Here is a 16640-nt window from a genome sequence, read left to right on the forward strand (position 1 = left end):
ACTAAGGAAGAGACCAAGACAGAAGATGTTGCCTTCCAAGTCAAAGAAGTGCAGAACGCAGACCTTCCAGAAGGAAGTCGTCAAGTGAAAGCTGCTGGTAAGAAGGGTGTCCGCACCATTGTTTATACAGTGACTTACACAGACGGCGTTGAAACAGGTCGCGAAGTGAAATCAAACACAATCACCACTCCAGCAGTAGATGAGATTGTTGAAGTTGGAACTAAGAAAGCAGCAGTTGTAACGACTAAGGAAGAGACCAAGACAGAAGATGTTGCCTTCCAAGTCAAAGAAGTGCAGAACGCAGACCTTCCAGAAGGAAGACGTCAAGTGAAAGTTGCTGGTAAGAAGGGTGTTCGCACCATTGTTTATACAGTGACTTACACAGATGGCGTTGAAACAGGTCGTGTTGAGAAATCAAACACAATCACTACTCCAGCAGTAGATGAGATTGTCGAAGTTGGAACTAAGAAAGATACTGCAACAACAGGGAACCGAGCTGAAAACACTAAGAAAGAAGAAACTGCAAGCCAAGATAAGAAAGTGCTACCAAGCACAGGTACAGCTTCTACCAGTCTTCTTTCAATGATTGGTTTATTTATCGCCGGTCTAGTCGGCTTTGTCGTTCGTAAGAAAGACTAAGGCTCTCTAATGTACAAAAGCATCTTTTGTACCAGAAATACTAAAAAGAACCCAGAATTTATTCTTGGGTTCTTTCTTTATAAATTAAAACGAATTACTATGGATAAGTTGTTAGAAACAATATCTTGTTATGGAATTTGTAGAGTAGTATGAGTCTATTCTAGCTTGAAAGAATGGTTAACCAATTTTAAACTAGTTCATTGATAGAAGTAAAATCTCTACCCAAGCCTTGGGCAACTGGGAGGCTGGTCAAGTAACCTTGATAAGTAGTAACACCTTGACGCAAGTCTTCATCTTCAGCAATTGCTTGTGCGAATCCTTTGCCAGCCAGAGCTTCGATATAAGGAAGAGTGACATTGGTTAGGGCGATAGTAGAAGTACGGGCAACCGCACCAGGGATATTGGCAACGGCATAGTGGAGAACACCGTATTTTTCATAGACAGGTTCATCGTGCGTTGTCACACGGTCGGCTGTCTCGATAACGCCACCTTGGTCAACGGCAACGTCAACAATGACAGAGCCTGGACGCATTTGTTTGACCATCTCATCTGTCACCAATTTCGGTGCTTTGGCACCAGGGATGAGAACTGCACCAATCACCACATCAGCATCTCTCACACTTGCTTCGATGTTGAATGAATTAGACATAAGAGTTTGGATTTGGTTTCCAAAGACTTCTTCTAGAACTGAGAGACGCTTCGCACTGATATCTAAAATAGTCACTTGAGCACCAAGACCAAGGGCGATGCGGGCAGCATGTGTACCGACGACACCACCACCGATGATGGTTACTTTTCCTTTTGGAACACCTGGTACACCACCTAGTAGGACACCAGAACCACCAGCTTGCTTAGTAAGGAAGTGAGCTCCGATTTGAACAGCCATACGACCTGCAACCTCACTCATAGGAACGAGGAGTGGTAGTTGTCCTTGATTGTCACAAACAGTTTCATAGGCAATTCCTGTTGTTTTGGCTGCTAACATAGCACCTGCTAATTCTGGAGCAGCGGCCATGTGCAAGTAGGTGAAGAGGAGAAGATCGTCGCGCAAATAACCATATTCAGAAGCTAGTGGTTCTTTTACTTTCACGACCAACTCGGCAGCCCAGGCTTCAGCAGCAGTTGCGACAATCTCAGCTCCTTGCTTTTGATAGTCTGCATCAGTAAATCCTGAACCGAGACCAGCATTTGTTTCGATGAGAACACGATGTCCACGACTGATTAAACTATGGACGCCAGCAGGAGTGAGGGCAACACGGTTTTCGTTATTTTTAATTTCTTTTGGGATTCCGATTAACATAGAGATAACCTACCTTTCAATTGACGGTCTTGTTTTAGTTGTCACATTTCAGTTCATAAATCAAAAATGTGATGGTTTTATTGTATATGAAACCGCTTCAAAAATCAAGAAAAACTTGTCATCAAAATTTATTTATGCTAGACTAGTGAGAATCGAGCTCTAATGGAGGGAAAAGTATGGAATCAATATTTGTGAAATTTGCCCAGTATCCAACTATAGAAACGGAGCGTTTATTGCTCCGACCTGTAACCTTGGACGATGCAGAAGCTATGTTTGAGTATGCCTCAGACAGAGAAAATACACGCTACACTTTTCCAACAAATCAAAGCTTAGAAGAAACCAAGAACAACATCGCTCAGTTTTACTTGGCTAGTCCCTTGGGACGGTGGGGAATCGAACTAAAAAGCAATGGTCAGTTTATTGGTACCATTGACTTGCACAAGATCGATCCTGTTCTTAAGAAGGCAGCCATTGGCTACATTATCAATAAAAAATATTGGAATCAAGGATTGACGACAGAAGCCAATCGTTCCGTGATTGAGCTGGCTTTTGAGAAGATTGGAATGAACAAGTTGATTGCTCTTCACGATAAAGACAATCCCGCATCAGGAAAGGTCATGGAGAAATCAGGTATGTGTTTTTCCCACGAAGAACCCTATGCCAGAATGGATAACAAGGAACCAGGTCGAATTATCACAAGAGTTCATTATGTCTTGACTAAGGAAGACTATTTTGCAAATAAATAAGCAGTTGAAAAGAAATTTTCGACTGTTTTTTATTTCTCTTGCGAATAACTTAAGAGAGGAGAAAATATGGAAGCAATTATCGAGAAAATCAAAGAGTATAAAATCATTGTCATTTGTGCTGGTTTGGGTTTGGCCTTGGGCGGATTTTTCCTGCTAAAGCCATCTACACAAAAACCCGTCACAGAAACAAATTTGCAGGCTGAAGTTGCAGCTGTTTCAAAGGATTCATCATCTGAAAAGGAAATCAAGAAGGAAGAAAAGGAAGAATCTCCTGAACAAGATCTAATCACAGTAGATGTTAAGGGGGCTGTTAAATCGCCAGGGATTTATGATTTGCCAGTAGGGAGTCGGGTTCATGATGCTGTTCAGAAGGCAGGTGGCTTGACAGATGAGGCAGATAGCAAGTCGCTCAATCTCGCTCAGAAAATCAGTGACGAGGCTCTTGTCTATGTTCCAACTAAGGGAGAAGAAGCAGCTAGTCAGCAGGCTACCTCTGGAACGTCTCCTTCGACAAGTAAAGATAAGAAGGTCAACCTCAATAAAGCTAGTCTGGAAGAACTCAAGCAGGTCAAAGGCTTGGGAGGAAAACGAGCGCAGGATATTATCGACCATCGTGAGGCAAATGGCAAATTCAAGTCGGTAGATGAATTAAAGAAAGTCTCTGGCATTGGTGCCAAAACGATAGAAAAGCTAAAAGATTATGTCACAGTGGATTAAGAATTTCCCTATCCCCCTAATCTATCTGAGTTTTCTGTTGCTCTGGCTTTACTATGCCATTTTTGGAGTGGCCTATCTCGCACTGCTAGGTTTTGTGTTTTTGCTTGTCTGTCTCTTTTTCCAATTTCCTTGGAAACCGGCTGGAAAAGTTCTAGCGATTTGTGGAGTTTTTGGATTTTGGTTTCTGTTTCAAAACTGGCAACAGACACAAGTGAGTCAAGACTTGGTTGGCTATGTTGAAAAGGTGAGGATTTTACCAGATACCATCAAAGTCAATGGGGATAGTCTGTCCTTTCGGGGCAAGGCTGAGGGTCACACCTTCCAAGTTTACTATAAACTCCAGTCCGAGGAAGAGAAAGAGCTCTTTCAGACCTTAACAGACCTTCATGAGATTGAACTAGAAGGAAAACTTTCGGAACCCGAAGGGCAGAGGAATTTTGGTGGCTTTAACTACCAAGCCTATCTGAAGACTCAAGGAATTTACCAAACTTTGACTATCAAGAGTATCCAGTCAATGAAACAGGTTAGCAGTTGGGATATAGGAGAAAATCTGTCTAGTTTACGTCGAAAGGCTGTAGTTTGGATCAAGATGCACTTTCCAGATCCTATGCGCAATTATATGACGGGGCTCTTGCTGGGACATTTGGACACGGACTTTGAGGAGATGAATGAGCTTTATTCCAGTCTTGGAATTATTCACCTTTTTGCCTTATCTGGTATGCAGGTGGGCTTCTTTATGGATGCCTTTAAGAAACTCCTCTTACGATTGGGCTTGACCCAAGAAAAGTTGAAGTGGCTGACCTATCCCTTTTCCCTAATCTATGCAGGTCTGACAGGATTTTCAGCATCTGTTATTCGCAGTCTCTTGCAAAAGTTACTGGCCCAACATGGTGTTAAGGATTTGGATAATTTTGCCTTGACGATCCTTGTCCTCTTTATCATCATGCCCAACTTTTTCTTGACAGCTGGAGGGGTCTTGTCCTGCGCTTATGCTTTTATCTTGACTATGACTAGCAAAGAAGGCGATGGGCTCAGGGCTGTTGCCAGAGAAAGTCTAGTCATTTCCTTGGGAATATTGCCCATTCTATCCTTCTATTTTGCAGAATTTCAGCCTTGGTCAATTATTTTAACATTTGTCTTTTCCTTTCTTTTTGACTTGGTTTTCTTACCACTTTTGTCTATCTTATTCATTCTGTCTTTTGTTTACCCAATCACCCAGCTTAACCTTGTCTTTGAATGGTTGGAGGGCATCATTCGCTTGATTTCGCAGATGGCAAGTAGGCCCTTGATCTTTGGGCAACCAAACGCATGGCTTTTGATTCTCCTCTTAGTTTCATTGGCCTTGGTCTATGACATGAGGAAAAACATCAAAAGACTAGCAGGATTCAGTCTCTTTATTGTGGGGCTCTTTTTCTTAACCAAACACCCGCTGGAAAATGAAATCACCATGCTGGATGTAGGACAGGGAGAAAGCATTTTTCTACGTGATATGACTGGTAAAACTATTCTCATAGATGTGGGCGGAAAGGCAGAGCCTGATAAGAAAGTTGAGGATTGGCAAGAAAAGTCGGCGACCAGCAATGCCCAGCGAACCTTGATTCCCTATCTTAAAAGTCGCGGAGTAGACAAGATTGACCAGCTGATCTTGACAAACATAGAGAAGGAACATGTTGGAGATTTGCTGGAGGTAACCAAGGCTTTCCGTGTCGGGGAGATTTTAGTATCAAAAGGAAGTTTGACACAGAAAGAATTTGTAGCAGAACTACAAGCGACTCAAACCAAGGTACGCAGTGTGGCTGCAGGGGAGAGTTTACCGATTTTTGGCAGTTACTTAGAAGTCCTATCTCCAAGGAATATGGGAGATGGAAGTTATGATGATTCTCTCCTTCTTTATGGGAAACTTTTGGATAAGCACTTTCTCTTTACTGGAAACTTGAAGGAGAAGGGAGAGAAGGATCTTCTAAAGCAATACCCTACCTTAGAGGTGGATGTCTTGAAAGTTGGCCAGCATGGTGCCAAGACCTCATCGAGTCCTGCTTTTCTAGAGAAACTCAAACCTCAAATCACTCTCATTTCAGTAGGTAAGAACAATCGTGCCAAACTCCCCCATCAGGAAACCCTGTCACGACTGGAAGTCATCAAGAGTAAGATTTACCGAACTGACCAGCAAGGGGCTATTCGCTTTAAAGGATGGAATAGTTGGCGAATTGAAACGGTTCGATAAAATAGACAAACTTTTCGAAAAATTGACTTTTTATCTTGACAAGGGATAGAAAACTTGGTATCATATAAAAGTTGAGAAAAGCAGAAGTGAGAGCTTCTCGCCTTGTGACATCAAGTTGCCTGGCCCTACGGATGAAAAGTTTCTAAGAAACGCTATCATAACGTGCGGGCTTGTATCATTACGAGCCCGCTCTTGTTTTTCTCTAATAATAAAAAAGAGGTGAAAACCATAGCAAAGCAAGACTTATTCATCAATGATGAAATTCGTGTACGTGAAGTTCGCTTGATCGGTCTTGAGGGAGAACAGCTAGGCATCAAGCCACTCAGCGAAGCGCAAGCATTGGCTGATAGTGCAAATGTTGACTTGGTATTGATTCAACCCCAAGCAAAACCGCCTGTTGCTAAAATTATGGACTACGGTAAGTTCAAATTTGAGTACCAGAAGAAACAAAAAGAGCAACGCAAAAAACAAAGCGTTGTGACCGTGAAAGAAGTTCGTTTGAGCCCAGTTATCGATAAGGGTGATTTCGAAACGAAACTTCGCAATGCTCGCAAGTTCCTTGAAAAAGGGAACAAAGTTAAGGTATCCATTCGCTTTAAAGGGCGTATGATCACCCATAAAGAGATTGGTGCAAAAGTTTTAGCCGAGTTTGCTGAAGCAACACAAGATATTGCGATCATCGAACAACGAGCTAAGATGGATGGACGCCAAATGTTCATGCAGTTGGCGCCAGCAACTGACAAAAAATAATTGTCAGAAAGTTAAATAAAGGAGAAAAAATCATGCCAAAACAAAAAACACACCGCGCATCAGCTAAACGTTTCAAACGTACAGGTTCTGGTGGACTTAAACGTTTCCGTGCTTACACTTCTCACCGTTTCCACGGAAAAACTAAGAAACAACGTCGTCATCTTCGTAAAGCATCTATGGTGCATTCAGGAGATTTCAAACGTATCAAAGCAATGCTTACTCGCTTGAAATAATAGCCTGACAGTAAGTAAACAATTCTAGGAAATATTTGGAGGAAATAAAACATGGCACGTGTTAAAGGTGGCGTTGTATCACGCAAACGTCGTAAACGTATTCTTAAATTAGCAAAAGGTTACTATGGAGCTAAACACATCTTGTTCCGTACTGCAAAAGAACAAGTAATGAACTCTTACTACTATGCATACCGTGACCGTCGTCAGAAAAAACGTGACTTCCGCAAATTGTGGATCACTCGTATCAACGCGGCAGCTCGTATGAACGGACTTTCATACTCACAATTGATGCATGGTTTGAAATTGGCTGAAATCGAAGTTAACCGTAAAATGCTTGCTGACTTGGCTGTTAACGATGCAGCAGCTTTCACAGCTCTTGCAGATGCAGCTAAAGCAAAACTTGGTAAATAATGACAAACTGTTTCATTCTTACTCTCGTGGTTTTTACCGCAAGAGCAGGGTGAAACTTTTTTATTTTCCTTAAACGATTTTCGATTTTAAAGAGTAAGTGACAGATTTTTTCAAAGAAAATAGGATATTTCCTGTATAATAGGAATATCTAAAAAAGATTTGGAGTTACAAGAAAATGATAGTAGGTATTGATTTAGGAACGACTAATTCTTTAGTAGGGGTATACCAGGATGGCCAGGTCAAGCTGATTCCCAATGCTTTTGGTGAATATTTGACTCCTTCTGTTGTGGCTTTGGATGACAATGATGAAATCATAGTTGGAAAAATTGCCAAGGAACGCTTGGTGACTCACCCAGACAAGACGGTTTCACAGTTCAAGCGTTTTATGGGGACCAAGCATGAGTTGACACTAGGAAATCGAGCATATAAGGCTGAAGAATTAAGCTCTTTTATCATTCGAAAGTTGGTAGACGATGCAGAGACCTATCTTGGAGAAAAGGTCGAGGAAGTGATTGTTAGTGTTCCAGCCTATTTCAATGATGCTCAACGCTATGCGACTAAACTAGCAGGGAAATTTGCAGGCGTTCAGATTGATCGGATTATCAATGAACCTTCCGCAGCGGCTCTTGCTAAAAGATCTATGGTAAACCAAGAAGATCAATCTTTTATTGTAGTCGATTTTGGTGGGGGTACGCTAGATATCTCAGTTGTTGAGTTGTTTGATAATATTGTCGAAATCGTGTCGATTGCAGGGGACAATCGTTTGGGAGGAGAGGATTTTACTGCAGCGATTGCTGAGGAATTTTTAGTCTCCAATCAATTAACCAAGGATACGATTTCCCGTGAATTTTATGGCAAAATTCTGGTACAGGCTGAAAAGACTAAACTAGAACTCAATGAGAAAGAAGAAGTGAAGATGACAGTTCTGGACCAAGAACAGGAATACACTTTAGACTTGAGCTACCAGCGTTTTTATGAGCTTTGTCAACCTCTGCTAGCCCGTGTTAAGGCCGTTTTGGACCGTGCCTTGATGGATGCGCGCTATAGCTATGTATCACCAGATAACTTTGTTCTTGTTGGGGGAACTTCGAAACTCCGCTTGGTTCAGGATTTTTTATCCTACTGTATCAATCAAGTGGTGCAGGTTTCGGATGATCCCGATCGGATGATTGCGAGAGGTTGTGCCCTTTTAGCAGGAATAAAAGAGCGGCAAGGTGAGATACGAGATTTATTACTGTCTGATATTTGTCCTTTTACACTAGGGATTGAGATAATTGGCGACCGCTTTTCGCCGATTATTGAGCGAAATTCTACCCTCCCTGCTTCACGCATCGAGCAGTACTATACGGCTGAATTGGGACAGAGCCAAGTCAAGATAAAGGTCTATCAAGGTGAGATGATGAAGGCATCACAAAACCTGTTTCTAGGAGAATTAGAAGTTCCCGTCCCTGTGAATACTAGAGTAAATGAAAGTTTCACAGTTCGATTTACCTATGATTTAAATGGAATTTTGGATGTCGAAGTGAAAATTGATTCCACACAGGAAGTCTTTAGTCATGTTATTCTCCAAGATAGTGTTACTCTGACAGAAAAGGAAATCAAGGCTAAGCAAGCAGAGTTGACTCGCTATAAGATTAATGCTCAAGAAACAGAGGTTTATCGTTTCTTGATTGAAAAAGCGAATCGCGTGTACAGTATGCTCTTGGGGAGAAGAAGAGATGAGCTAATGGCTGAAACTAGACGATTTGAAGAAGAGGTCAGTCAAGCATCTGTGTATCATTTGCCAAAACTCTATCAATCATTTTCAAACTATCTAGACTTCCTAGAGCGAGGACTATAAAAGAGGATACCTTATGAATATATGGGAAACTTTAGGGATAGAGCCAACGACTGACGTCAAGCTTATTAGAAGGCGTTATGCTGAACTGGTTCGGCTCTATCACCCAGAAGACCAACCAGAAATTTACCAAGAAATTGTTGAAGCTTATCAAAAAGCCTTGACTTATGCGAGATCTAGAAACACAAGACCAGAAAATAGTCTAAGAAAAGCGAGTGACTCTCAAGAAGCTACTGAACTTGAAGAAGAGGAAAATGGAAAGCCTAAGTCTAGTCTCAACTTTGAAACCTTGACTGAAGAAACGAAGATTGAGAACGAAGAATCTGAAAGATCTAGTCTTGATTTCAGTGATTATCAGCAATCGACTGATAAAACCCGCGATTCTTTTAACTTTGAAACCTTTAAATCGGAAGAGGATGAGCAAAAATCCACCCTTGACTTTAGTGACTATGATGAGGAAGTTCAGCTAAATGGAGATTCTGAAGAAAGAGCTACGAATACCCTCAATTTTGAAACGTTTGGTGACGAAGAGAACCATGGGCAAGAAGAAACAACAAGGTCTACTCTTGACTTTAGTAGTTATAATGAAGCAGCCTATTTGATTCGAAATGCGATTGAAAGTATTGTTAAAAATGATGATTACAGTCCAGAAGAACAAGAGCATCTATGGCGTCAGTTCTTTCATCAGTATCAGTATGATATGGACATTGTTCAATCCGTTTTAGAGGAAATGGATGTTTATATTTTTAATAAACCGGAGCAATTTTCTATCCTCATTCCCTTGCTGGAAGACTATATACCTGACTTCCGATACTGGGGCTATTACTATAAACTGAAGCATTGGAAGGTTAAAAGAGCTACCGCCTACAAAAATGGAGAGTCTCTTGAAGATGCAAAAAAAGAAATTTCGAATTTGTATGCTTCTTATCGTTTATGTCAAGCAATCCTTGAAGATTCCCAAAGAGCTAATCAGATTGGAACTTGGATAAAATTTTTCAGTCAATCATTTTCTCCTAGTACTGTCCTTTTTCTCTTGAATAACAGTAAACAAATGATTACTTGCATTCCAGTTTTGGCTTATATCTTGGAGAAGATTAAACCAGAGGTTGGAGAAGAGGAACAAAAAGCCTATGATGAACTTCTAGCTTACTTTGAGGAATTACAAGCAGATTCAGAAGAACCATTCGATATCCATTCTTATAATTTGCTAAATCCATCGGAGGTTGAGGAAAAACTATATCTTTTACTCTATAGTCCATATCAAGACGAATATAAACTGTTACGTGATTGGCAATATCTTTTTGAATCAGTCAAAGATCACACGCTCCTACTTGATTTGTTAGAAAAGGTGGACGTCTATCCTTTAACCAATGCGAAAGTGTTAGCTCTCGTTCTCCAATTTGTGGAGCGTTACAGTGATGAGGAATCAAATCCTTACCTGAAAAAACTTCATTTCTGGAAGAGTATCCATTCCTATCCTTCAGTGGTAGAGGAGTATGCACTTAACAAAAAAGAAAATTTTGATTACTGGTACAATGAAGGTTATCTTTATATAGATAAGCTTACTAAGAGCGATGAAGATATCAATGATTGGGAGAAGTGGAGAAGCTACTTTAAAGGAAGACCACGTATTCTAACGATTTTACTTCAACAGATCTATAAGGAGTACCATCGGTTTACAGACGGCGAGCTCCTGAGATATGTTTTATCTCCTTTTCCTACTTCTAAAATGGCTCCCCAAATGATGACGGAGGAGACAGACCAGAAACTAGAAGAGATGACAGTTTATGCTTATGAACTTAGTCATCCAAAGGCCAAGCTCTCTTATTTGGATTGGAAAAAAAGACAAGTCTTTAAAAATAAGTTTCTTCAGTTTGTCTTTGGTCTATTTTCGATTGTGAGTTTGATACTCAGTGTTCTAGAGCAACCTATTGATAATTTATGGGTCCATGCTGGTATGTTTTCTCTCTTTTACGTCTATATGCTAAAATTAAGGCAAACACAGATTGAGGAAGGAGTGACAGCTAGGGGTTCAAAACGAAAATTCTACTACAGTCCTCATCCATGGTTCCTATTCATCTTGTTATTGCTCCTCGTCACTCCATTCTTACCATTTGGTCTCATTGGTGCCCTTATGTTCATTACATTTTTCAGCTTCATCGATGGTTTCCAAGTGAGTCAGGGGCTGAAATGGGATTATTCTTTGGATAAGCTGATTCCTATCGGTATCTTTCTTTCTGCTGGCTTTCTTTCTGCTTTGGTAAATCAAAGCCAGACTATTTCAGGAGTTGCCATAGCTTACTTCCATATTTTTGCAATCCTTGTGATTTGCTTGTCTTTTACAAGATTTAGTCCTGGATTTCCACCATCTCTGAAGAAAATTTTCATACCAGCAATCTTGGGAATCTTACTCTTTCAAACGTTGCCCTACATTCACAGCCGTTTAGACATCTTTGATCCAGATATTCTACGAGATGAAACTCTAACCATAACAGTTCTCCTTTTGTTAAATGGAATTGCCTTATCTTATTTTACAAAGGAACAAGGTTTCACGATTGGTGTAAAGAAGGTCTTTATGATTTATGGATTGCAAATCTTTATTTTCCTAAGAAGACTGTTCCGGATCCTATTTGCACCAAATTCAGTTTTCGATAACAAATATTTTAACAGAGATTTACTAATCTTGAATAGCGAATTTGCTTTCTACTTCCTCGAGGGACTCTTTGTCCTTATCATGCTTTTCCTTATTCGAAATATACGCAAGGAAAATCGTAAAAGTGCTGCTTAGAATGAAAGCGTAGAGAAGAGGACTCTAGTTCAAGTTTCTAGTAAATTTTCCTGAATAAAGGTATAATAGAACTATTAAAACGAAAGAGGTAATGAAAATGGCTTCAAAAATGCTACACACTTGCTTGCGAGTAGAAAACCTTGAAAAATCAATCGCTTTTTATCAAGATGCTTTTGGATTTAAAGAATTGCGTCGCAGAGATTTTCCAGATCATGCTTTCACCATTGTCTATCTAGGACTTGAGGGGGATGACTACGAGTTGGAGTTGACTTATAACTATGATCACGGTCCTTATGTGGTAGGAGATGGCTTTGCCCATATCGCCCTCAGTACACCTGACCTTGAGGCCCTACATCAAGAACATAGCGCTAAAGGCTATGAGGTGACAGCCCCTAATGGACTTCCAGGGACTGCACCAAACTATTACTTTGTCAAGGACCCTGACGGCTACAAGGTCGAAGTCATTCGTGAAAAATAATCCAGTAAAGTCAAGTAGAATGTTCGTTTTCTGCTTGACTTTTTTTCTTTGAAAGAGTATACTAATACAAATTTAACCTTTAAGGGGAGTCCAGAGAGACTCACAAGGTGTCAGATAAAAGGGATAAGGGGACTCTCTGTGGAGACTTTTTAAGTGTGCGCATGAGTTCTAGCCTAACCCAACTGAGGCCTTGCATTAGCAAGGCCTTTTCTTTATCTGGTCCCCTTAAATTTAAGGAGGAAAAGTCATGAATCCCACATGTAAGAAGCGTTTGGGTGCCATTCGTTTGGAAACCATGAAGGTGGTCGCACAAGAGGAAATTGCGCCAGCAATCTTTGAATTAGTCCTAGAAGGGGAAATGGTTGAAGCCATGCGAGCAGGCCAATTTCTTCATCTGCGCGTGCCTGATGATGCCCATCTCTTGCGCCGTCCTATTTCAATTTCGTCTATTGACAAGGTAAACAAGCAGTGTCACCTCATTTATCGTATTGAGGGAGCTGGGACAGCTATTTTTTCAACATTAAGACAGGGAAATACTCTTGATGTGATGGGACCTCAGGGAAATGGTTTTGACTTGTCTGATTTAGACAATCAGAGCCAAGTTCTCCTCGTTGGTGGGGGTATTGGTGTTCCGCCCTTGCTTGAGGTGGCCAAGGAATTGCATGCGCGTAGGGTGAAACTAGTAACAGTCCTCGGTTTTGCCAACAAGGATGCTGTTATTCTCGAAACAGAATTGGCCCAATATGGTCAGGTTTTTGTAACGACAAATGATGGTTCTTATGGCATTAAGGGAAATGTGTCAGTCGTCATTAATGACATAGACAGTCAATTTGATGCTGTTTACTCATGTGGAGCTCCAGGAATGATGAAGTACATCAATCAAAGGTTTTATGACCACCCAAGAGCCTATCTATCTCTGGAATCTCGTATGGCTTGTGGAATGGGGGCTTGCTACGCCTGCGTTCTAAAGGTCCCAGATAGTGAGACCGTCAGCCAACGCGTCTGTGAAGATGGTCCTGTTTTCCGCACAGGAACAGTTGTATTATAAGGAGAAAGTCATGACTACAAATCGCTTACAAGTTTCTCTACCAGGCTTGGACTTGAAAAACCCTATCATACCAGCATCAGGCTGTTTTGGTTTTGGTCAGGAATATTCCAAGTACTATGATTTGGACCTTTTAGGCTCCATTATGATCAAGGCGACGACACTTGAACCACGTTTTGGGAATCCAACTCCAAGAGTCGCAGAGACACCTGCTGGCATGCTCAATGCAATCGGCCTTCAAAATCCTGGTTTAGAAGCTGTTTTAGCTGAAAAACTGCCTTGGCTGGAGAGAGAGTATCCAAATCTTCCCATTATCGCCAATGTTGCTGGTTTTTCAAAACAAGAGTATGCTGCCGTTTCTAGTGGAATTTCCAAGGCAGCTAATGTGAAGGCTATTGAACTTAATATTTCTTGCCCCAATGTTGACCACTGTAATCACGGACTTTTGATTGGTCAAGATCCAGATCTGGCTTATGATGTGGTGAAAGCAGCTGTGGAAGCGTCTGATGTACCAGTTTATGTCAAATTAACCCCTAGTGTGACCGATATCGTTACTGTCGCAAAAGCTGCAGAAGATGCGGGAGCAAGTGGCTTAACCATGATTAATACTCTAGTTGGAATGCGCTTTGACCTCAAAACCAGAAAACCAATCTTGGCCAATGGAACAGGTGGGATGTCTGGTCCAGCAGTCTTTCCAGTCGCCCTCAAACTCATCCGACAAGTAGCTCAAACAACCGACCTTCCCATCATTGGAATGGGGGGAGTGGATTCTGCTGAAGCAGCGCTAGAAATGTATCTGGCTGGTGCCTCTGCTATCGGAGTTGGAACAGCCAACTTTACCAATCCTTATGCCTGTCCTGATATCATCGAACATCTACCAAAAGTCATGGACAAATATGGCATTAGCAGTTTGGAAGATCTCCGTCAGGAAGTCAAAGCAAGTCTGAGATAAGCTAGGTCCTCCTTATCGTCAACAAGAAATAGAATCTTCATCAATTTGTAATATTTCCGTCGGTTAACTATGTTACAATAGGGTTTAGAAAACGTTATTGGAGCATTTAAATGAAACGATGGAAAGTGGCCCTAGTAAGTGCTGGCTTATTGGGGTGTTTTTTTACTGTAGTGGAGACAGCAAAAGCAGAAGAGGGAACTTGGCAAGGAAAGACCTACCTCAAAGCAGACAGGAAACCAGCAACCAACCAATGGATCTATGACCAAACGCAACAGGCCTGGTTTTATTTAACAGCTGATGGAAATCGTGCAGAGAACGGCTGGCTGACAGTTGGTGGTAAGGATTACTATTTTAACGAAGCTGGAAAATTAGCTACAAAAACGTGGATTGGCCAGTACTATGTGACTGAAAGTGGTACTAAAGCCAAGGAACAGTGGGTATTTAATCAGGAACAAGAATCCTGGTATTATCTCAAGTCTGATGGTCAGAAAGCTCAAAACGAATGGATTCAACAAGGTCAGGAAAAATATTACCTTAAAGCAGACGGGAAAATGGCCAAAGATGAGTGGATCACTCAAGGGGAGAACCAGTACTACATCAATTCACAAGGTAAAATGCTGAAAAATGCTTGGCTTGGTAAGAACTATATATCAGAAAATGGTCATAAGGTTAAACAAACTTGGATTTATGATGACAACTATAGCAGTTGGTTCTACCTTCAACAAGACGGTACCTATGCTGAAAATGGGTGGTTAACTATAGATGGGAAGGACTACCATTTTAAATCAGGCGGTTATCTTTCTACTGAACGTTGGATTGATCGCTTCTATGTTGCGAAGAGTGGAGCTAAATTGAAATCGGAATGGCTCTTTGATAAGAATTATGATGCTTGGTTTTACTTGAAAGCTGATGGTAGCTATGCCGAAAAAGGCTGGCAAACAATTGATGGAAAAGATTACCATTTCAAATCAGGAGGCTATCTTTCTACAGAAAGTTGGATTGACCGCTTCTATGTTGCTAAAAGTGGAGCTAAATTGAAATCGGAATGGCTCTTTGACAAGAATTATAACTCTTGGTTTTACTTGAAAGCTGACGGGAACTATGCTGAAAAAGGTTGGCAAACCATCAAAGGCAAGGATTACCATTTCAAATCAGGTGGCTACCTTTCTACAGAAACTTGGATTGACCGTAGCTATGTGACGAGCAGTGGAGCAAAAGCTGGCAAAGGGTGGCTCTTTGACAAGAATTATAACTCTTGGTTCTATATTAACTCTGATGGAAATTATGCCAATAAAGAATGGATCTGGGATAATGGTTACTACTATCTCAAATCTGGTGGTTATATGGCCACGAGTGAGTGGGTATGGTACAAGAACAATTGGTTCTACCTCAAGTCAAATGGAAAGATGGCTGAGAAAGAATTAATCTACGATTCATCCGACCAATCATGGTACTACCTTAAATCAGGCGGTTATATGGCAAGAAATGAGACTGTGGATGGTCATACCTTGGATGCTTCTGGTAGATGGCATGTTGCGGATAAAACCAAATATTACAAAGTTAAACCAATCACAGCCTATGTTTATAGTGCATCTGGAGAAATCTTGAGTTACATTAACCAAGGAAGTATTGTTTCACTGGATAGCTCGACGCGAAAAGGCGGCCGACTTGCAGTTTCGATTTCTGGCTTGTCTGGCTATATGAATCAAAGTGATTTGACAGCAGTAGATGAAGGAAGCGAGTTTATCCCTCATTATACTAGTGATGGGAAATTCCTTTACCATGAACTCTCTCCATACACGAGTATCAAAGTAGCTCCACACACATCTGCTATGGTTATTGGTAAGAAGTACTACTCGACTGATGGTGAGCATTTCGATGGCTTTACCATTAAAAATCCTTTCCTCTATAAAAACTTGAGAGAACCAAGTAATTATAGTGCAGCTGAGTTGAATAAACTGTATTCGCTGATGAACTTGCAGGATAGTCCTCTTGCAGGTAAAGGAGCGACTTTCAAAGAAGCTGAGGAACGCTACGGTGTCAATGCCCTTTACTTGATGGCACATAGTGCCCTTGAAAGTGCTTGGGGGCGCAGTCAAATTGCCAGAGATAAGAACAACTTCTTTGGTATTGCTGCTTATGATACTAGCCCATATCTCTCAGCCAAGAGCTTTGATAATGTGGACAAAGGAATTCTTGGAGCGGCCAAGTGGATTCGTGAAAATTACATTGACTATGGTAGAGACCACCTTGGAAACAAGGCAACCGGAATGAATGTTCGCTATGCTTCCGATCCGTACTGGGGTGAGAAGATAGCCAGCATCATGATGACCATCAACAGCAAACTTGGTTGGAAAGACTAATCAAAAGAAATCAACGATAACTACTGAAAAGTGGTTATCGTTTTTGTTTTAAACATTGGAGGAGAAATAGTATAATAACAGTCTCTTTATTCTTGAACAATTAACAAAATGATAGTAAAATGTAATAGGAGATATTAATCTAATTATTATATAAAAA

At 40.9% G+C, this 16640-nt stretch carries 14 protein-coding genes and 1 other annotated feature; of the genes, 13 read left to right on the top strand and 1 reads right to left on the bottom strand.

The window, feature by feature from the left end:
- A partial coding sequence (locus M1F63_RS03995; RefSeq protein WP_247940774.1) for a G5 domain-containing protein occupies window positions 1-639 on the top strand: 639 nt, incomplete at its 5' end.
- Window positions 640-826: 187 nt separating this feature from the next.
- On the opposite strand, the gene ald is transcribed toward M1F63_RS03995, so the two are convergent.
- Window positions 827-1939: an alanine dehydrogenase gene (ald, locus tag M1F63_RS04000; protein ID WP_247940775.1), complete on the bottom strand. Its 1113-nt coding sequence runs from the start codon at window positions 1937-1939 to the stop codon at window positions 827-829.
- Between the two features lie 176 nt (window positions 1940-2115).
- On the opposite strand from ald, the gene M1F63_RS04005 reads away from it, so the two are divergent.
- From M1F63_RS04005 to M1F63_RS04060, 12 genes are all read left to right on the top strand, one after another.
- Window positions 2116-2685, top strand: coding sequence for a GNAT family N-acetyltransferase (locus M1F63_RS04005; protein WP_247940776.1), 570 nt, complete (start codon window positions 2116-2118; stop codon window positions 2683-2685).
- 66 nt (window positions 2686-2751) lie between these two features.
- Window positions 2752-3402, top strand: coding sequence for a helix-hairpin-helix domain-containing protein (locus tag M1F63_RS04010; protein ID WP_247940777.1), 651 nt, complete (start codon window positions 2752-2754; stop codon window positions 3400-3402).
- The gene (locus M1F63_RS04015; protein ID WP_247940778.1) at window positions 3386-5626 is read left to right on the top strand and encodes a DNA internalization-related competence protein ComEC/Rec2; all 2241 of its coding nucleotides are present in this window, start codon (window positions 3386-3388) and stop codon (window positions 5624-5626) included. The genes M1F63_RS04010 and M1F63_RS04015 overlap by 17 nt, the downstream gene beginning before the upstream one ends.
- Window positions 5627-5698: 72 nt before the next feature.
- Window positions 5699-5830 (top strand) — a sequence feature (ribosomal protein L20 leader region).
- A gap of 15 nt (window positions 5831-5845) precedes the next feature.
- Complete coding sequence (infC, locus tag M1F63_RS04020; protein WP_007521573.1) at window positions 5846-6376, top strand: translation initiation factor IF-3; 531 nt, start codon at window positions 5846-5848, stop codon at window positions 6374-6376.
- 32 nt (window positions 6377-6408) lie between these two features.
- Complete coding sequence (rpmI, locus tag M1F63_RS04025) at window positions 6409-6609, top strand: 50S ribosomal protein L35 (protein WP_001125942.1); 201 nt, start codon at window positions 6409-6411, stop codon at window positions 6607-6609.
- Window positions 6610-6660: 51 nt separating this feature from the next.
- Window positions 6661-7020, top strand: coding sequence for a 50S ribosomal protein L20 (gene rplT / locus M1F63_RS04030; RefSeq protein WP_000124834.1), 360 nt, complete (start codon window positions 6661-6663; stop codon window positions 7018-7020).
- Between the two features lie 175 nt (window positions 7021-7195).
- The gene (locus M1F63_RS04035; protein ID WP_247940779.1) at window positions 7196-8860 is read left to right on the top strand and encodes a molecular chaperone HscC; all 1665 of its coding nucleotides are present in this window, start codon (window positions 7196-7198) and stop codon (window positions 8858-8860) included.
- Between the two features lie 13 nt (window positions 8861-8873).
- Window positions 8874-11645, top strand: a complete 2772-nt coding sequence (locus M1F63_RS04040; RefSeq protein ID WP_247940780.1) for a J domain-containing protein — start codon at window positions 8874-8876, stop codon at window positions 11643-11645.
- Between the two features lie 97 nt (window positions 11646-11742).
- Window positions 11743-12123, top strand: coding sequence for a lactoylglutathione lyase (gene gloA / locus M1F63_RS04045; protein ID WP_061759792.1), 381 nt, complete (start codon window positions 11743-11745; stop codon window positions 12121-12123).
- Window positions 12124-12370: 247 nt separating this feature from the next.
- Window positions 12371-13171: a dihydroorotate dehydrogenase electron transfer subunit gene (locus tag M1F63_RS04050; RefSeq protein ID WP_247940781.1), complete on the top strand. Its 801-nt coding sequence runs from the start codon at window positions 12371-12373 to the stop codon at window positions 13169-13171.
- Window positions 13134-14120 (top strand): dihydroorotate dehydrogenase, encoded by a 987-nt coding sequence (locus M1F63_RS04055; protein ID WP_220106963.1) that lies wholly within the window; start codon window positions 13134-13136, stop codon window positions 14118-14120. The genes M1F63_RS04050 and M1F63_RS04055 overlap by 38 nt, the downstream gene beginning before the upstream one ends.
- 110 nt (window positions 14121-14230) lie before the next feature.
- Complete coding sequence (locus tag M1F63_RS04060; protein ID WP_247940782.1) at window positions 14231-16483, top strand: glucosaminidase domain-containing protein; 2253 nt, start codon at window positions 14231-14233, stop codon at window positions 16481-16483.
- Window positions 16484-16640: the final 157 nt, after the last annotated feature.

This window comes from Streptococcus oralis, from assembly GCF_023109155.1.
Lineage (GTDB): Bacteria > Bacillota > Bacilli > Lactobacillales > Streptococcaceae > Streptococcus > Streptococcus oralis_BZ.